General features: G+C 63.2%; 20 protein-coding genes and 1 pseudogene. 8 read left to right on the top strand and 13 right to left on the bottom strand.

Translation table 11 applies throughout. The annotated features are described in order from the left end of the window. Positions 1 to 69: 69 nt before the first annotated feature. The 7 genes from HZR20_RS04110 to HZR20_RS04080 all read right to left on the bottom strand — a co-directional run bounded on the left by HZR20_RS04110 (position 70) and on the right by HZR20_RS04080 (position 7,302). The gene (locus HZR20_RS04110; RefSeq protein ID WP_181685318.1) at positions 70 to 1,680 is read right to left on the bottom strand and encodes a tryptophan--tRNA ligase; all 1,611 of its coding nucleotides are present in this window, start codon (positions 1,678 to 1,680) and stop codon (positions 70 to 72) included. A gap of 201 nt (positions 1,681 to 1,881) precedes the next feature. Further along, positions 1,882 to 2,925, bottom strand: coding sequence for a tRNA-intron lyase (gene endA / locus HZR20_RS04105; protein ID WP_181685317.1), 1,044 nt, complete (start codon positions 2,923 to 2,925; stop codon positions 1,882 to 1,884). 51 nt (positions 2,926 to 2,976) lie between these two features. Then, positions 2,977 to 3,732, bottom strand: coding sequence for an endonuclease NucS domain-containing protein (locus tag HZR20_RS04100; protein WP_181685316.1), 756 nt, complete (start codon positions 3,730 to 3,732; stop codon positions 2,977 to 2,979). A 137-nt stretch (positions 3,733 to 3,869) separates the two neighbouring features. Then, a complete protein-coding gene (locus HZR20_RS04095) occupies positions 3,870 to 4,835 on the bottom strand; it encodes a patatin-like phospholipase family protein (RefSeq protein WP_181685315.1) in 966 nt (321 codons plus the stop codon). A 23-nt stretch (positions 4,836 to 4,858) separates the two neighbouring features. Then, positions 4,859 to 5,719, bottom strand: a complete 861-nt coding sequence (locus HZR20_RS04090) for an SDR family oxidoreductase (RefSeq protein WP_181685314.1) — start codon at positions 5,717 to 5,719, stop codon at positions 4,859 to 4,861. A 71-nt stretch (positions 5,720 to 5,790) separates the two neighbouring features. Next, positions 5,791 to 6,744, bottom strand: a complete 954-nt coding sequence (locus HZR20_RS04085) for a sulfite exporter TauE/SafE family protein (RefSeq protein WP_181685313.1) — start codon at positions 6,742 to 6,744, stop codon at positions 5,791 to 5,793. Beyond that, the gene (locus tag HZR20_RS04080; RefSeq protein WP_181685312.1) at positions 6,745 to 7,302 is read right to left on the bottom strand and encodes a carboxymuconolactone decarboxylase family protein; all 558 of its coding nucleotides are present in this window, start codon (positions 7,300 to 7,302) and stop codon (positions 6,745 to 6,747) included. It abuts the gene before it with no gap. Positions 7,303 to 7,927: 625 nt separating this feature from the next. Between HZR20_RS04080 and HZR20_RS04075 the strand changes: the two genes are divergently transcribed. Genes HZR20_RS04075 through HZR20_RS04065 form a run of 3 tightly spaced genes read left to right on the top strand, consistent with a single transcriptional unit; the run spans position 7,928 to position 9,302 of the window. Then, entirely contained in the window at positions 7,928 to 8,359 is a 432-nt protein-coding gene (locus HZR20_RS04075; RefSeq protein WP_181685311.1) for a hypothetical protein, read from the top strand. A 24-nt stretch (positions 8,360 to 8,383) separates the two neighbouring features. After that, on the top strand, positions 8,384 to 8,641 hold the full coding sequence (locus tag HZR20_RS04070) for a hypothetical protein (protein ID WP_181685310.1): 258 nt from the start codon (positions 8,384 to 8,386) through the stop codon (positions 8,639 to 8,641). 52 nt (positions 8,642 to 8,693) lie between these two features. Then, a complete protein-coding gene (locus tag HZR20_RS04065) occupies positions 8,694 to 9,302 on the top strand; it encodes a helix-turn-helix domain-containing protein (RefSeq protein ID WP_181685309.1) in 609 nt (202 codons plus the stop codon). 14 nt (positions 9,303 to 9,316) lie between these two features. Here HZR20_RS04065 and HZR20_RS04060 read toward each other — a convergent pair whose 3' ends face one another. From HZR20_RS04060 to HZR20_RS04045, 4 genes are all read right to left on the bottom strand, one after another. Further along, positions 9,317 to 9,748, bottom strand: a complete 432-nt coding sequence (locus HZR20_RS04060; protein WP_181685308.1) for a universal stress protein — start codon at positions 9,746 to 9,748, stop codon at positions 9,317 to 9,319. A gap of 880 nt (positions 9,749 to 10,628) precedes the next feature. Beyond that, complete coding sequence (locus tag HZR20_RS04055; protein ID WP_181685307.1) at positions 10,629 to 11,414, bottom strand: sulfite exporter TauE/SafE family protein; 786 nt, start codon at positions 11,412 to 11,414, stop codon at positions 10,629 to 10,631. Between the two features lie 122 nt (positions 11,415 to 11,536). After that, a complete protein-coding gene (locus tag HZR20_RS04050) occupies positions 11,537 to 11,911 on the bottom strand; it encodes a hypothetical protein (RefSeq protein WP_181685306.1) in 375 nt (124 codons plus the stop codon). A gap of 122 nt (positions 11,912 to 12,033) precedes the next feature. Next, positions 12,034 to 12,171 (bottom strand): hypothetical protein, encoded by a 138-nt coding sequence (locus HZR20_RS04045; protein ID WP_181685414.1) that lies wholly within the window; start codon positions 12,169 to 12,171, stop codon positions 12,034 to 12,036. Positions 12,172 to 12,275: 104 nt separating this feature from the next. Between HZR20_RS04045 and HZR20_RS04040 the strand changes: the two genes are divergently transcribed. Continuing rightward, complete coding sequence (locus tag HZR20_RS04040; RefSeq protein WP_181685305.1) at positions 12,276 to 12,704, top strand: hypothetical protein; 429 nt, start codon at positions 12,276 to 12,278, stop codon at positions 12,702 to 12,704. A 245-nt stretch (positions 12,705 to 12,949) separates the two neighbouring features. Beyond that, positions 12,950 to 14,218: an RNA-guided endonuclease InsQ/TnpB family protein gene (locus HZR20_RS04035; RefSeq protein WP_181685304.1), complete on the top strand. Its 1,269-nt coding sequence runs from the start codon at positions 12,950 to 12,952 to the stop codon at positions 14,216 to 14,218. 123 nt (positions 14,219 to 14,341) lie between these two features. On the opposite strand, the gene HZR20_RS04030 is transcribed toward HZR20_RS04035, so the two are convergent. Beyond that, on the bottom strand, positions 14,342 to 14,716 hold the full coding sequence (locus HZR20_RS04030; RefSeq protein WP_181685409.1) for a hypothetical protein: 375 nt from the start codon (positions 14,714 to 14,716) through the stop codon (positions 14,342 to 14,344). Positions 14,717 to 14,764: 48 nt separating this feature from the next. On the opposite strand from HZR20_RS04030, the pseudogene HZR20_RS14855 reads away from it, so the two are divergent. From HZR20_RS14855 to HZR20_RS04020, 3 genes and pseudogenes are all read left to right on the top strand, one after another. Further along, positions 14,765 to 14,851, top strand: a pseudogene (locus HZR20_RS14855) (DsrE family protein); the annotation flags it as partial. A 125-nt stretch (positions 14,852 to 14,976) separates the two neighbouring features. Next, on the top strand, positions 14,977 to 15,354 hold the full coding sequence (locus HZR20_RS04025; RefSeq protein ID WP_181685303.1) for a winged helix-turn-helix transcriptional regulator: 378 nt from the start codon (positions 14,977 to 14,979) through the stop codon (positions 15,352 to 15,354). After that, positions 15,354 to 16,721: a dihydrolipoyl dehydrogenase gene (locus HZR20_RS04020; protein ID WP_181685302.1), complete on the top strand. Its 1,368-nt coding sequence runs from the start codon at positions 15,354 to 15,356 to the stop codon at positions 16,719 to 16,721. The genes HZR20_RS04025 and HZR20_RS04020 overlap by 1 nt, the downstream gene beginning before the upstream one ends. Positions 16,722 to 16,740: 19 nt before the next feature. Here the strand turns inward: HZR20_RS04020 and HZR20_RS04015 are convergent, their stop codons facing one another. Then, positions 16,741 to 17,286 (bottom strand): redoxin domain-containing protein, encoded by a 546-nt coding sequence (locus HZR20_RS04015; RefSeq protein ID WP_181685301.1) that lies wholly within the window; start codon positions 17,284 to 17,286, stop codon positions 16,741 to 16,743. Between the last annotated feature and the right edge of the window lie 122 nt (positions 17,287 to 17,408).

The following is a 17,408-nucleotide window of genomic DNA, read 5'->3' as shown; positions in this document are numbered from 1 at the left end:
ACTCGGGCGTCCGGGCACCCGACAGTCAGTGCGTGGTTCGAACTCGATGGCCACCGCCGCTACGGGCCGTCACCGCTTGCGATCCGAATCAAACGAAATGTCGAGTTCGTCCAGCCGATCAGCCCATTCGTCGCGTTTCTCCTGGTGGTCCTCGAGGAACTGTGCCATCAGTTCGGCGGCCTGTTCCTTACAGCCGCCACAGAGCCGCTCGCCGCCGGCACACTCCTCGTAGACCTCGGTCGCGAGTTCGTCGTCGTCGCCCGCAAGCAGGTAGGCGTACAGCTCGTAGACCGGGCACTCGTCCGGTTTGCCGCCCTTTTCGCGCTGTTCGTCGGCCGTCTCCCGGCCCCCGGTCGTCGCCGCTTTGACCTTGTCGTAGCCCTCCTCGGACTCGTCGAGCAGGCTGATGTGACTCGCCGGAACGGAAGAGGACATCTTCCCGCCAGTGAGGCCTGTCATGAAGCGGTGATAGATCGACGATGGGGCCAGGAAGCCGTAGCCGCCGTGTTCGAGTTCGACCTCGCGGGCGAGTTCCTCGGCGTCGGCGTGGTCCAGTTCGAAGGCGTCGATGTGTTCGTCGTAGACGCGCTTCTCGCCGTCGATGGCCTCGATCAGCCCTTCGAAGGCCGTCTCGGTGGCGTTTCGATCGAGGAACCGAACCCGGGGTCGGAGGGGTTCCTTGCCAGCCTCCCGGAGCATCGTGATAACCCGATCGATGGTCATCGCGTCGGGGTCGTTCGCGTCGCGATCCCGCTCGTTGTCGAGGTACGTGGCGGCGTCGCCACACCGGACGGTCTGGTCAGGATGCTGTTCGGAAAGGGTCTCGTAGGCCTCGGCAAGCAGTTCGCGCTCGTCGTCGTCAGTCTCGAAGGAGGCATAGGCCTCGGTGACGCCGAAGTACCGCATCCGGGCGGCCACGTCCCGCGCGAGTCGCATGTGGGGGTCCTGGTCGGGGCCGACAGGGATGACCGTCGGCTTTGGCTCTTCGAGTTGGGGGTAGAGGATGTCACCGATCTGCGTGACGACGCTTTGCATGTGGCTGACGTCGGTCTCGCCGTCGAAGCCGTAGATCCCCTCGAATTCGGCGAAGCGTGCCTCCGCGCCGAGTTCAAAGGCCAGATCCTGCAGTTCTCGGTTCTCTGATTGCCGGTAGAGCGTCCCTTCCTCGGGATCAAAGCCCAGCGCGAGCAGCGAGAGGATGTAATCCCGGGCGTGTTCGTCGATCTCGTCCCAGGTGAGCCCGCGGGCGGCGTGAGCCTCCAGATCGGCGATCAGGCCGTAGGCGTCTCCGCCCTGCTGTTGATGCCAGATGATCTCGTCGAAGACGAGTTTGTGACCGATGTGGGGGTCCCCAGTGGGCATGAACCCGGAGAGCACCGCGAAGGGCTCACCGTTGCGCATCGCGCGGGCGACCGGCCGGTAATCCCGGTGGCCGAAGATGACGCCCCGGCGCATCAGATAGTGCGGATCGGGCACTTCGGCGAGTAGTTCGTCGAACGCCTCGATGCCGAACTCCTCGAAGAGATTCCGGTAATCAGCGACCGTCGAGGAGCCCCACGGGTCAAGCGTCGTGTCGTCTGGGCCGGCGGCTGGGCCGCCGTCAGTGCGGAGATGCGGGGCCGTCACTCCTTCCTGCTGGCTGTCAGTCGATTCGTCGTCGGGGTGTGTGTCTCGCGTCATTGCTGTCGTATCTTAGGTGATTACTGCGTGAAGCCGGGCCGAGAAAGCGGAGGGAGCATCGCCCGCCGGGCGACGAGTTAGGCCCGCCAGCCGGCGACGGCGACACTGTCCACTTCCCAGGGATGCCAGCGGCGAACGTCGGGGGAAGTGGACGCCATGTGCGTACGTCTCCACCAGGAGGCTTTAATGGTTTTCCATCCCTCACGGCGTCAGTCGGCCGACTTCGAGCCACTCGATCCGGGTCTCTTCGCCGTGACTGGCCGCGACCAGCGCGAACACCATCCGCTTGCGGACGCCGTGAGCGAGGCGCACGTCCAGCGCAATATCCCGTGGTGTGAAGGCGTGCTCGGCGGGCAACACTCGAAGGAGTAACTCGGAGTGGCCGAGTGAGTCAACGTTATCGACGTCGGCGTAGGTCCGGAAATCCGCGCCGAACTTGTAGCCCGTCTTGGGCACGACGCCGCGTTCGCGGAGAGTGCGGTAGACTGCCAGTCGGCGGTCAAATCGTTCCCCTTCGACGTCACGGCCACACTCGACGATCGCGTCCTCGCCCCCGGCGACATCGAGGACGTCACGCCCGGCCAGGGATGCGGCCTCGACCAGCGAAAGCTGTAGCGGCTTGCCTGTGTCGTCGTCGAGCGGTTGTCCGTAGAACCCCTCGTGGTAGAGCCTCGACGGGGGTTCCCAGACCAGAACCCGATCACCGAGCAGGTCGGCAGCGACACCCGTTGGGGGGTCGATGTCGGAGCTGCCTTCAATCGCCGGGTGATCGGTTTCGAGATACGTGATCGCCGATTCCTCGTCGACGACCGCCAGGACACCCTCGCCGAGCGACGCCGCCGAAACGGCCGTCCGCTCGCTGATGGCTCGCATACGATAGGCCACCTCGTCGTCCCAGGGACCGTTCCCGCGAGGATAGACGACGAAATCCACACCGGCAGGATCCTCGACCCAGCCCTCCCGTGCCGGCGAGAGGTAGAACCCACGGTCCCGCAGATCCTTGTAAACGAGAAAATCGATCTCGGAGACAGCAGCCGAAGAGAGTAGCGCCCGGAAATCAAGGGCATCTCCGTTCATCGCGTCCTGTATGGACACGACGTCACCCCGATACAGAAGATGGGCTGCCTCGACGGGAGCCAGTTCGAGTCCCTCCGCGACCGGCCGGCCGTACCCTCGCGAGTCGTAAAACTGCTCGCGGGCCGCGCCGTTGCCACGGACGACGCCGTCTTCGAGGACCAGTTCCATGTACTGAGGTTCTAACGCGGGGCCAAAGGGGCTACGGTCCTCCGTCGGTGATCAGGAGTTCGTCGGTGCCGCTTGCTCGGGAGTGTGCCAGGCTTCACAGGTTGCATCCAGACAGCGCTTCCCGCCGGCGGTCTCGAACAACGGGAGTCCACAGTCACACTCCCCGACCACGACGCCGGCCGGGAACGCAAAGCCGGTGTCACAGTCGGGGTAGTGTTCACATCCCGCCAACAGCCCGCCCCGGCGAAGGATCCGGAGGTCGCCCTCGCAGTTCGGACAGTCCCACTCGCGGTCGAAGACCTCGGTGACGGCCTCGTCCATCGATTCACAGTCCCGATCGACACAGACCTCGAACGCCCGGCCCCGTTCGACGCCCATTCGCGGGTGGCCACAATCGCAGTCTGTGTCGAGAACTTCGGCGTCCCCCGGGATCCCAAACCGGGCGTCACACCCGGTACAGACCACCGCGTCGGCGACCCGGACGAGCGCATCGCCACAGTCCGGGCACTCGCCCACTGGCGTTCCGGCAGCGCTTGCGGGGTAGCGACCGCTCGCCGTTTCGTCGTGAATAGTGACTTCGAGACGCTGGTCCCCGTCGCTGGCAACGAGGTGTGTACCGTCGATCGTCACTGTCTCGGCGCGGGTGAGCCAGGCAATCGGCTGATAGCCGTCGGCGTCGTGGACCAACACGGTGTTGTCGGGCTTGACGACGACTAGGACTTGACCGCGCTGCTCGTGCTCGCGGACACGCGAGCCGTCGAAGGTAGTCGTACACTCCCCGGCAACGACGTGGATGCCATCGTGCATACGCCCGCTGGCCGCGTTCTCTGTTTTAAACGATCGGGGGAGCTATTGAAATATCCTGCTGGAAAATACATTCCACAATCACTTCGGCAGACAAAGATGTCACAATCGTCCGGCCCGGATCATTGAGATATCGAGCATCACCGTTCGGCGAGAACGTCAGCACCCTGCTCGCGACCGAGGTCGATCAACTCGGCGATGAAGTCGGGATCGCGGTCGAGTTTCGTCGAACAGTGATAGTCTCTTCCCATCTCGATCCGGTAGATATCGGTCTTCGAGAACTCCTCGGCCGGGAGTTTGCCGTCCTCGACCCAGTCGTTGATCTGCTCGATGAACCCCAGTTCCTGGTTCAGCGAGATGTTGCCCGAGAGCTCGTTGCGCCGGTCGGCAATCGCCTCTAAACTCGTGGGTTCGCCCGTAAATTCCTGGGGGTTGATCTGGATAATCCAGAGTTCGTCCGGTTTGCGCTCCGGTGGCTGGTGCATCATGTCGCCCACAGGTGGGTTCTGGGAAAAGAGGCCGTCCCAGTGGTAGTGGCCGTGGATCTCGACGGCCTCGAAGGCGTTGGGGACGGCAGCCGACGCGAGGATGGCCTCGACCGTGACGTCCTCGTCGACGAACGTCTCGAAGACGCCGGCGTTGACGTTGACCGTGCCCACGACCAACTCGGGCGTATTCAGCCGGCAGTAGTCGGGAATCGCCTCGAAGTCGATGTGGGCTTCCAGAACCTCTCTGATGCGTTCCTTCCCGATTTCCTTGCCGGGGACCTGATAGGGGCTGACCTGCGGGAGCGGGAAGCCGCTGGCGGCGAGTTTGTTGACGCTCGTCAGCCAGGAGTTGAGCATGCGATCGCTGTACTCGCTGGCCGCGAGGTCGTCCCAGACGGCGTCCACGAGATCGGCCGCCCGCTCCGGACCGTCGGTCACGAGGCCGTACCAGGCCGCTAAGGCGTTGAACGCCCCGCCGGAGGCTCCGCTGATTCCAACGAGTTCGAACTCATCCTCCCAGTCGCATTCGAGCAGCAACTCCTCTAAGACGCCCGCGGTAAAGGCCGTGTGGCTGCCGCCGCCCTGGCAGGCGATGGCCACGTTTGTCGTCTCACACATCTGTAGTCTGTCCTACAGTCCGCTCATTCATAGGTGTGGGTGTAGCCGCCGTCGAACAACAGATCGCCGCCGTTGAGGTGGCTGGCGTGGCTCGAAAAGCCAAAGACGAACAGGTTCGCCACGTCGGCAGGCGTCATCATCTCCTTCGTGCGGGCTTGGCCAAGCATCACGTCCTCGACGACCTCCTGCTCGCTAATCCCGCGCTCTGCGGCGGTGTCCTGGATCTGGTTGACCATCAATGGTGTCAGGACGTAGCCGACCGAGACCGAAAAGCCCCGGAGCGTGCCCCCGCCCTCGGCGGCGATCGCCCGCGTCAGGCCAGTCAACCCGTGTTTGGCGGTAATGTAGGCCGGCTTGGCCTGGGTGGCGTAGTGGCCGTGGACTGAGGACATGTTTGCGATGGCACCGACGCTGTCATCCGTGTCTTGGATGTGTGGCATGGCGCGCTTTGCGGTGTAGAACGGCGCGCGCAACATGATGTCCGTCAGGAGGTCGTACTTGTCCATCGGGAACTCCGCGATCGTATCGATGTGTTGCATCCCCGCGATGTTGGCGACGTAGCGCAGGTCACCGGCCTCGGCGGCGGCCTCGACGACCGCATCGACGTCATCGTCGTCAGTCAGATCAGTTTCGACGGGGTGGTACGGACCCGGGAGATCGAAGTCGGCAATCAGGTCGCCGGTCTCGGCGAGGCCGGCTTCGTCTACGTCGGCCCCGACGACTGTCAGGCCGTTTGCCGCGAGTGCGACCGCTGTCGCCTGGCCGATGCCCGAGGCTGCGCCAGTCACCAAAGCGACGCTGTCGGCGTCGAATCGCGGGTCCTCGAGGACGAGCAGGTCCTCGGGGGTCAATTCAGGTGCGTTCAGATCGAAATCATCACTCATACGGACTGTCTTCGCTGCCCGCACGGATAATGCTAGCTCACGTCGAAGTAAGGGCAGAGCTGGTCACCGGATCACGCCACCAGCTCGACGCCCAGCACGAGCGCGCCGACGAGCCCGAAGACGATCCCGAGGCCGATCTCCATCAGATCGCTCGGGACGTGCTTGGCTACGCGGGTTCCGATCGTTCCCCCGACCAGCACGCCGGGGATCGACCAGGCGACGACGTACCACACCGGCGAAGCCGACAGCGCATGTACCAGCGCGCCCGCACCGGCGGCGATGCCCAGCGTGAACACGCTCGTCGCGACGGCGACCCGCGGGGGCAGCCGACACCGGACGATCAACTGTGTGGTGACGATCTCAGGCAGGCCGGCGCTGATGAGGCCGGTGATGAAACCGCCGACCGTCGAGAGACTGAGCCCCGGCGGCCGCCAGCAGGTGTCGTAGGTGAACGTCTCGCCGTCGGCGGCCTCGATCGTCGTCGTGCCACGGCCGGAGTTCTTCGCTTCGAGGAACTCGTTTTCGCACTCGCCGGGTTCGCACTCGTCAGGCGGGTCGTAGTAGACGAGGAACGCCCCGAGGCCGATCAGTCCCGCGCCGAAGACGAGTTTGAGCAGCGTCGGATCGACCTGATGGGCGAGCAGTGCGCCGACGACGACGGCCGGGACCGCGCCCGCGAGCAACCACTTCGCCGTCCGGAAGTCCACGACGCCCTGTTTGACGTACGACCGGAGGCCATTTCCCATCCCGAAGACCTCCGTCAGGAGGCCGGCTCCGATCGCCTGGGCGGGTGCGAGCCCCACAGCCAGCATGAAGAAGGGGCTGAAAAAGAGTGCGCCCGAAACGCCCGCAGCCAGCGCGACCATCGAGAAGACGATCGAGGCCGGGAACACCCACCAGTGGGCGAGAAACTGGTCGGTCGGAAACGCCGCGATCGACGGGAGTTGGCCAGAAATAGCGACCATTGCCGTAGACGCGACTGTGCCCAGCGCGACGAATCGGTTCGGCTCCACTGGCACCTCCATCTATTCGAAGAACTCGGCGATCCGGTCGTCGCTCGGCGTCCAGCCGACGAACTCGCCACCCTCGAAGGGCAGATCGACCGACGCGACGTAGTTACACAGGCCGACGTAGAAGTCCACGATGAGGCCAACGGCGACGATTTCGCCGGGATCGTAGACGGCCGCCAGCGCGTCGTGGATCTGGTCGGTCACGTCACCGCTCGCCACCGCGCGGGCGTACTGCAGGAGGACGTACTCCTCGTCGTCGAAGCCGGAGAAGTCGTCACCGCCGATGGCCCGCATCTCACTGGCTTCGACGCCCCGAGTCCGGGCGATATCGACGTGTTGATGCCACTCGTAGCGCGCCCGATGGGTTCGGGCGACGGTGAGGATGACGAGCTCTTTCAGCCGTGGGGTCAGCTGATCGTACAGCGTGTTCAGGTACTCCAGTGTGGCTTCGAGCACTTCGGGGTTGTGCGCCCACACGCGGAAGATGTGCCGGTCGCCGAGATAGTCCTCGGTGAAGAGGTGCTGGTAGGCCTCCGGAATCTCCTCGCGGTCGAGCATGTCGAGTCGGGTCACGGGTGGTCTGAGGCACCACCAATAGAAAAGTATCGCTCACACTGACGTAACCTGCTGGGATAGTCGAGAGGGACGTTCAATACAGGGAGTCCATTGATCAGAAAGTACTTGCGCCCACAATCTCACCCCTCAGATGCGATGGATAGAACTGAATTGGTCCAAACTCTCACGCTCTGGTTCGTGGTTTTGATTTTCATTCAGACAGCTTCCGGAACCTCCGACAGTCAAGTATTAGATGCAATTGGGATCGTCGCAATTTTGCTAATGTACCTCCTTCCAGTGTGGATTATCGTCAACGTTGTCTCGGACTTCATCGGAGACCAGTGACGTTTGGTAAGCATCCTGTACCGAGTGGCTGGTTCAACATCCTCAGTATGAATAAAAGGAACCCGTCGTGCTGAATACATCCTCTGTATCTTGCGCGCCAAAAGCTAACAGTATCAGAATATTTCCAACTTTTCAGCCCAAACAATCCTTCGTGTAAACTCCCGATAGTACGACCACACGCCCCGGCGGATGCCGATTACCCGACCGTGATCCCGTTTCCGCCACCTCAGAAACCGGTTTTGTAGTGGAACGTTTCCTCTCAGCACGTGAATCGGGTGACCGAGCACACCCTACACCCATGGTCGAACTCACACTCCTCGGCGGACTGGTCGGCGGGCTGCTCGCGACGGTCGTCATGACCGTCTTCATGATGGCGCTCGGAGACGACTCGCCACCGCCCACGGCGCTGTTCTGGGCCAAATACGTCGGCGACGACGAACCCGACGCCTACGTCCCCCAGGGGATGGTCCTCCACATGCTCTACGGAACTGGCGGCGGTGTCGTGCTCGCGGCCGTCCTTCCGACCCTCGGGTTCGGCGATGTCACACTGGTGACCGCGCTCGGTGCGGGACTGGCCTACGGGTTCGTCCTGTTCATTGGGGCCGCCGGCTTCTGGATGAACGTCGTCCTTGCGCTGGACCCGGAACCGACGGATGTCGGCCTGTTCCTGTTCTTCCACCTGGTCTACGGGGCCGTCCTCGGGGCCGTTCTCGGTGCCGGACTGGTCTGATCGAGCGAGAATACACTACATAGCATGGACGATCCCAATTGCCCGGTGCTCGCCGCCGCCGTCGCGTTCCGCGACGATACTGGGCGCGTCGTGACCGCAACTGCGCTCACTGACCGACTCGATCGCGAGGAGGCGGCGATCGCCGACCGACTGGAGCGACTGGTCGATTGTGAGTTACTCGCACCGATGGAGGGTGGATTTCGACCGACGGTGACCGGGCGTGAGTTCCTCGACCTCGACGTCGAGTGTGGCCCGCTGATCGTCGATGTCGATTACGAGTAGCGGCTGCCCGAAACCCCTTTGGGGAACCCACGCGACACGCATTCACATACTGATGAGTGAGGGAGACGAACGCGAATTCCGTGCCGAGACGCCGTCCGATGGCGATCTTTCCGATCGGCCCTACGCGATCTACCAGTGTACCGACTGCCAGAACGTCGTCCTCTCGATGCAGGACTGCGAGGGCGGCATGACCTGCCACGGCGAGGCCATGGAGCGCGTTGACGAGGCGAAGATGGACGTCGAACCCCCAGCGCTCCGGGAGGTGTTGCTCGATGCGTTTGGATTGCCAAAGGCCGGACTGGACATCTGCCTGTGTGTCATCGGGGAGGGGCCGCTCTCGCCGGGAGAGGTGGCCGCCGAACTCGAGTACGACGAGAGCACGATCCGGAGCTATCTCACCGAACTCGTCGACCTGGGCCTCCTGGAGAAATCCCAGCTCAACCGCGAGGGCGGCGGGACCGTCTCGGTGTTTCACTCCGTCGATTTAGAGGAGATGCGCCGGGAATCGTTGATCGGCTTCTACGTCTGGGCGGGCGAAGCCGCCGCGCTCTTAGAGGAGGCCAACCTCACGAAGGCCGAGTACCTCGACGCCGACCACGACGAACGATTGGACGCCGTCTTCTGGGAACAGGTCGCTGGCGATCGAACAACGGAGTCCTGACGGCCGTCTCGCCGTCACCGGACGACGGTCACTGTTACCGGCGCTTCGCTGACGACTGTCGTCGCCACGGTCCCGAGTAACCGCGAGACCAGGCCGATATCGTCGCCGCCGTGGCCGCCCATAACCACGTGATCCACGTCGGTCTCCTCGACAAACGAGACGATGGCCTCGGCTGGGTCGCCGGTCTCAATCACCGTCTCGATACGCTGTCCATCCGCTCCAACCGCCTCGCTGGCCTCCCCAATCAACTCCTCGGCCCTGGCCTCAGCGTCGGCGACGCGCTCGTCCGTGTGCTCTCGAACCCCGCCCTCGCTCATCTCATTCCCGATCGGCGTGAGGACGTTGAGCACCGTGATCTCACAGTCGTAGTTTTCCAGTGCGTGTCGGAGTGACTTGCTCGCGAGCGGCGAGCCATCGAGCGGGACGAGGACGTGGGTGGGTGCCATACCCACTCTCCGGGAGCCAGCAAAAAGAAAGCCGGCACTATGCACGCCGCCAGCGTGGTCGGTGCTGCAGTCGCCGGGATATTGTCGATGCCTTCTGGGGGATCTACCCCATACCACGGGAAGCAGTCCACTCGCTGACGGACACACACCCGAATCGTGCACTGGCTCAATCAGACTGACCGAGGAAGGTTATCAGCCCAGCGCACCCAGGTGGGTCGCTGCCTCACACTGAGCACCTGATTTGCGAATTTGAGTGGTATACGTAACTGCTGCATATTCAAGGCGTACCGAAGACAGCCAGAAAGCCCCGGCCGTCTCCGCTCCCAGGCCTCGCTGCGCGCTTCCCTCGCTTCGCTCGGTCCAGTGCTTGCCTCGGCCGGGTTCGCGGAGACGGCCGCCCCTTTCATCTCCGCCCGCGTAACCTGGGTGACCAGCCGAAACGGGTGGGATCGAAAGGGGCCGCTCGGTCGCGGTGAAACGGAGTCGCCTGAGTGACCCCTCTCGAGTGAGCGGTACGTGGCCGACCAGAGGGAGGCCACGGAAAGAGCGAGCGGCACAGCCGCGAGCAGCGAACGACGAGATGTCGCTCAGCGATCGGGACCCGCGTTGCCGACCGAAGAGAGGCAACGATTCGAGTGAGCGGGAGGAACGGAGTGACGACACGCGACCGAGCCGGGGCTTTCAGGCTGTTTTCTTTGTCAAACACCCATTCGAACCGTTTGCTGATCACTCACATCCATAAAACAAGATGATTGATTGGGGTTGCTTCACAGTGCTCTCTCGAGCGGTTCCCTGGAGAGCAATACGGACACTAATCGCCTTTCGCACCGTGGGTCAACACCGAATAGCTATCACCATCTCGCTGTCTTCAAGAACTCCTTCACGCGATCCCGAATCCGCCGAGGACCAGTCGAACGCCGATCACGATCAGCAATCCCAGGACGACCACCCGCCGGCCGCGTTCGTCGACGACAGCCCGCAATCGCTTGCCGAGAGCCACGCCGGCGATGGCCGGAACCACGGCGACAGCCGAAGCGAGCGCGAGCCCAAAGCTGGGGTACAGGCCGAGCGCGCCCGCGGCCCCGATACGGACGCCGTTGAGTCCCAGAAAGACCAGTGCGACGACGCCGACGAACACGCCATGAGAGAGGTCACAGCTGCGCAGATACGCGACCAACTGGACGCCGACGTTCGTCCCGCCGAAGAGGAGTCCCGAGACGGCTCCTACGGCGACCATCCCCCGCGTCGATTCGACGAAACAGCCCTCTTTGGCGCGGTCGAGGCCCGGAATCTCGATCACGTGCTGGGAAACCGCAACGAAGCCAAGCGAGAGGACGCCCAGGCCGACTTTGAGTGGCCCCTGTGGCACGCGTTCCAGAACGACCAGCCCGGCGACCGTGCCCACGAGCGCTGCCAGGATCAACGGCGTGAACCGCCGACCGCACGTCTGCAGGTCCGCGATCGAGAGGTCACGAAGCAGCGAGAGATTCACGCCCAGGATCGGCGCGATCATGAATACGACCGCGGTTGTCGGATCGACGACAGTCGCCAGGGCCATCGTTCCCACGAGGGCAAACCCGAACCCGGCGAGGCCGTTGACCGCCCCGGCGACGATGATGACGACGGTCAAGGCGACGATCAACTCGGGCGTGAACGCCGATAACATACCTCATAGTTTTGACGCGGGATCATAAACGATACTCACCCGGACGAAAGGGACTCGCCTGCTACGCACCCGTCACGCGACGCAGGTGGGCCTGGCTCGCGAGCGCCGTGATCGACACCAGTTCAGGTGTCTGTCGCCCACTCGACCGCCTCGGTTCGGTCCTCGAACGTTTCGGTCTCCAGCCCGCCAGTGTCGATCTTGCCGCGTAACGAGATGGCCTTGATACCGTCGGCGACGACGGCCCATCGCTGGAGGCCCGCTTCGGTGGCCCGCTCGGCCGTCCGTTCCCAGACGGCAAAGACGTCCTCGGTAAATGGATCGTCGAGTTTGACCACCGTCACCAGGCTCTCGACGTCGCCCCGGTCGAGAAATCTCTCGTATGTCTCGTAGGCTTCCTCGCCGAACGCTTCCAGTTCCATGCCCGGCAGGAACTCGAAGATTATCGCGCCATCCTCGACCGTTGCTGTCCAGCCGTCGCCGCGGTGCTCCTGTGTCATGTGTCAAACAGGGCCATCTAGCAATATCAATCTCTCTTACGGCCAGGTAAGACGGCTACCATCCCGTAACTACCCCCTGGCGAAGAGTGGACAGTGCTCGTCTCCGATTCGACTCCGCTGAGTCACTCCACGCAGCAACTCATCGTCGAGACATCCCGGCGGAACGCCTGACAGGCCCGCTTGAAGGCCTCGCAAAAGGTGGGGAACGGGTGAATCGTGTCGATAACGTTCAGGAGGTCGTAGGAGCGGTTGGTCGTCATCGACTTCGCTTGAACCGGCCGCCCCATAGGCTCCGGCGTTACCCCGAGGAAACCCCGTTGACAGTTCGCGTACCTCTTTAGGGAGTCTGGGCGTCCACTCGGGCATGGTGTCGAACACGCGGCTGTACGGCGCGGCGATCGCGTTCGCGTCCGGGACGTACTCGGTGTGGAGCGCGACTGGGGGAAGCGAGATGGTGACCAGCGGGTGGCTCATGCTCGGCCTGGGCGTCGTCGTCATCGTTCACGGGGCCGTCCTGCTCACGCCGTCTGCCGACCGCCTGGGTCAAGCGAGTGGCCCGCTGATGATCGGCTATTCGGTCGTCATGCTCGCTAACCAGGCGCTGCTGGCGACCGACATGCTGGACGACGGCAACGGAATGGGCATGGGGATGGACACCGGCATGGGCGGGAGTGCGATGACCGCCGGGATGGGCTGGGACGCCGGAATGGTCACCCTCGCGGCGCTCATGCTCGCGAGTGGGCTCATCATGACGAAAAACTCCGCCACGATGGCGGATTCAGGTAGGATGTGACTACGCCATTTCCAGTCGTCTTCACCTAATTCGAGGCGGAGGCCCCACCCTCAAGGAGTGTCGGTATTCCGATACGTCGGAAGCACAAGTGAGTAGGGTGGAGAGGACAGCGAGGGATCGGAGATCCCTCGGGCCGTGCGAACGGCGAAGCCGTGAGCAGAAGCCGACTCAGTACTGACCAGCCACCAGACTATTGCCTGCTAACTCCCAATTATTAAGTAAATACACGTATATATGTGAAAAAAGTGGAGTACCGTCGTACCGCCGTTATCAAGCTCGACACGCCCGAAGGCGCGGGTGAACACCTTCGAGAGACTGTCGAGCAATTCAAATACTGCGCCAACACCGCGAGCGAATGGTGCTGGCACGGGCGTCACCAGATTCCGGAGGAATCTGGTTGCCAACCAGAAACGCGCGGCGTTTCTGGTGACGACGACGGCTACCACGTCACCTCGAAAGCCAAGGCCGAATGTGGCCTGTACGACCAACTACGCGAGGAAACCGAGTTGACCGCGAATCTCGTTCAGAAGGGGATTCGTCAAGCCGTCGAAGCCGTCAAAAGCGGCGTCGAACGCCTCAAGAACGACAAAGAGACGTCTCGTCCGACGTTCACGGCTGACACCGCTATCTACGACAAGCGAAGCGCCACGTTCCACCGCGACTATGTTTCGTTATCAACTGTGGACGGGCGTATCGAGTGTGACTACATTCTCCCCGATGACTCGGAGAACCCGCCGACGAAGTACATCACAGACGAGGACTACGAGTTTCGGCGGGCGACGCTGCACCGGCGTGATGGCGACTGGTTTCTCCATGCGTCGATGCTCAAAGAGGACGACGACACTGACACCACGACCGGGCACAGAACAGTCCTCGGTGTGGACATCGGTGTGAATCAACTCGTGGTCGCTTCGACCGGACGGTTCTGGTCTGCAGACGAGTTCAACCACTGGAAGCGAGAGTACGAAAAACGGCGTGGCGACCTCCAGCAGTGCGGAACACGGGCGGCACACGCCGCGATAGCAGGTATTGAGCGTAAAGCGGACGGACGCTTCGAGATATTCCTGCATCGTGTCGCCAACGAGATCGTGACTGAAGCCGTTGAACACGACTGTTCGCATATCGTGTTCGAGGACCTGACCGATATTCGTGAGAACGTCCCAGAAGCGTCGTGGCATCATCTGTGGGCGTTCCGTCGCCTCTACGAGTACGTCGAATACAAAGCCGAAGAACACGGCGTCGAAGCCGTCCAGGTGGACCCACGGAACACCTCAAAGCGATGTTCGACCTGCGGATTTACCCACGACGACAACCGCCACGGCGAGGACTTCGAGTGTCAGAAGTGCGGATACCAGAACCATGCCGACTACAACGCTTCCAAGAACATCGGTTTGCAGTATCTCCGGCGTCGGCAAAACGCAGACGACGGAGGCGCACCCGTAGACGTGCGCTTGAATCGCGGGACGCTGAACGTAAGCGGGGAGTACAACCCTCCTGCCTCATCCGAGGCATAGAACGGGAGTCCACGCGAAAGCCCTAGTGCAGGCTCACAGCCTGCACGTCGTCAGACCTCGTCTGACGGAACCCTCAACGAGCGAGTGGGTCCTTTGACCCCGAGCGAAGTAGGGTAGGGTAGTTTACTCGCCGTAGATGTCATCGCGAATGTCCGCAACGAACTCGGAAAGGTTGCGAGCGGCGGCCGTATCGAGGATGAGGATCGTGCCCGAGTCCATGTCGCGCGGCAGGTGCAAGATCACTCGCTCGTCGAAGACGTGAGCGCTCGCCCGATGTTCGCCCTCGTACTCGCTGGCCGCCGGGCTCTCCCGGCGTCTTCGGTCCGCACGGATGTCCGCCAGGACCTCCGCCTCCAGCGCCGAGTCGTGGAGGGCGTCGACGTCCTCGCGGCGATAGACGTCGCGATGGCGCGTCTCGTCGTAGACCACGATGGCCTGCAACGCCTCGTCCGCGTGGGCCTTCACGTGCTCGACGACGTCATCGAACGGTTCAGACATGCGGTGATATTCGGTAGCACCTGTCTTTTGTGTTGGGGCCGTCATTTCGCTGGCGTCGTCACCCTCGACGACCACGACGGCCACCCGAGCATCCGGTCGCTGGTCGCCGACGACTACGAGATCATCACGTTCTGAAAGGGATCGTCTTCCGACGACAAACAGACGACGGAAACTCATATTTAACTGTTTCGCCGATCCGGGTCACCGTTCCCCGTCCGGGCGAGCTTAAGGGGGGTTGCGCTCACTGTATCCGGTAGACCATGAGTTCCGACATGCAGACGACCGTTCGCGATCCCGGGGCGACGACGCGGCCGCGGTTCGTCGACCCGAGCGAATCGTTCGACGCGATCCAGGCCGTCACCGGCCGGAAGTGGCACCTCCGGATCGTCTACCACCTCATAGAGGAGGGGCCGATGGGCTTCAGCGCGCTCAAAGGTGCCCTCGCGGGCGTTTCCTCGAAGATGCTCTCCGAGAGCCTCTCGTCGCTGGAGGACCACGGCTTGGTCGCCCGCGAGATCGTCAGCGATCAACCCGTCCGCGTCGAGTACTCGCTGACCCAGCGGGGTGCGGCCCTGGAGCCGGCGGTCGCGGAACTCCTGCAGTGGGATGCCGAGTTCGGGCCGTCGGGGGCCGAGTGATGGACGAGTACGACGTACTGGTGATCGGCGGCGGCACCGGGAATAACGTCGCCGCGGCCGCTGCCGAGGCCGGTTTGGAGACCGCTCTGATCGAGAAGGGACCGCTGGGTGGCACCTGCCTGAATCGAGGCTGTAATCCCTCGAAGATGCTCATCCAGGCCGCGAGTGCTGCCCAGCAGGTCCGCGAAGCCGACCGGTTCTTCCTCGATGCGTCCCTTGACGAGATCGACTTCGAGTCCATCGTCGCCGATATGGACGAAACGCTGTCGGGACTCGCGGCGGGCATGGAAGAGGCCTATCGCGAGAAGGAGCACCTTACCCTCTACAACGACGAGGCTGTCTTCGTCGACGAGCGGACCGTCGCCGTCGGCGGCGAGTGCGTCCGTGGCGAGAAAGTCCTCGTCGCCGCCGGGGGTCGCCCCGTCGTGCCGCCGATCGACGGCCTGGACGAGGTCGATTTCCTCAGCAGCCGCGAGGCCCTGTACCTCGACGAGCAACCGGAGAGCCTGGTGGTTGTCGGCGGCGGATACATCGCCGTCGAGCTGGGCTACTTCTTCGAGACGCTCGGAACGCCAGTTCGGATCATCGAAACGGGCGAGACGCTGCTCGGCCGGGAGGATTCCGAGGTGGCCGAGACGTTCACCGAGATCGCTCGGGAGCGCCACGGCGTCCACACGGGCTACCGGGCGACCGGCGTCGAGTCGGTCAACGGGACCGTTCGGGTGCAGGCCGAAGGCGAGGACGGCGAGACGATTACCGTCGAAGGCGAAAAACTCCTCCTCGCAGCGGGTCGCCGCCCGAACACGGACACGCTTGACGTCGCCGCGGCCGGGATCGAGACCGACGAAAGTGAATTCATTCTGACAGACGAGCGGCTCCAGACCAGTGCCGAGGGCGTCTGGGCGCAGGGCGACATCGCCGGCAACGCGATGTTCAAGCACTCGGGCGACTACGAGACCCGAATTGCGATCGACAATATCGTCCACGACGAGCGTCGGGCGATCGATCTCTCGGCGATTCCCCACGCGATCTTCACCGAGCCACAGATCGCGGGCGTCGGCGCAACCGAGGACGAACTCCGGGCCGACGATCGGGAGTACGTCGTTGGCCGGCAATCACTCCCGGAGACGCCGATGGGCCGGGCGAAGAAATTGGACGGGGGATTCGTGAAGGTGCTCGCGGCCCCCGACGGGGAAATTCTGGGGTGTCACATGCTTGGCGAGGGGGCCTCGACGATGATTCACGAGGTGCTGGTGGCGATGCGTGCAGGGTCTGGGACGGTGACGGACGTGACCGACACGATCCACGCCCACCCGACGCTGAACAAGGCCGTCGAGTACGCGTTTCAGGACGCGCTGGACGCGTAGCGTCGTTGCCTCTCCGCCCCTAACACTCCACGAGCGAACAGTCGAAGACGAACGACTCCTGGACATCCTCGACGGTGTCAATCAGTTCCGTTGGCGTCGGGCGGTCGTCGATCGAGTCTCCGGCGTGTTCGAAGACCATGTCGACATCGTCGCCGCGCGTGTCCAGCACGACACTCTGGGGGAGTCGCCCGAGCAGGTCCGAGAGCTGCCCGACCGGTCCGTACCGCGTCGGCTGGTCGTACTGCTCGGCGACCGTCTTCTCGGCGTCTGCCAGCAGCGGGAACGGGAACTCCGAGACGACCTTTTCGCGCCATCTGGCCGCCTTGTCTCGGGGTTCGGGCAGGATCGGCAGGACAGCGGTCTTCATCTCGTTGAACTGGCGGGCGTGCTCGCTGATCTCGCCGACCTGGGCCTTGCACTTCGGGCAGTGATAGTCCCGCAGGAAGAGCAGGACGGCGAAGTCCGAGGCGCCGATCACGGCCGACAGCGATAACGGATCGGGTCCGACGCCGACGTTCGGTAACTCGAAGTCGAAGGCCTCGTCGGGGACGATCTGCTGACTCATGCTGACTCCTTCTAGATCCGGCCCAATCAACGCCCGGTAGACAGCGCGTAAGCCGGTGAGGATGCCGTAACCCGGTTGTCGCAGTACCTAGCTATTTGATGGCACGCGCTGTCATCGATAGC

The organism is Halorhabdus salina (genome assembly GCF_013839425.1).
Lineage (GTDB): Archaea > Halobacteriota > Halobacteria > Halobacteriales > Haloarculaceae > Halorhabdus > Halorhabdus salina.
Note: the sequence above shows the minus strand (reverse complement) of the source record. Positions and strands in the feature narration are given on the sequence as shown.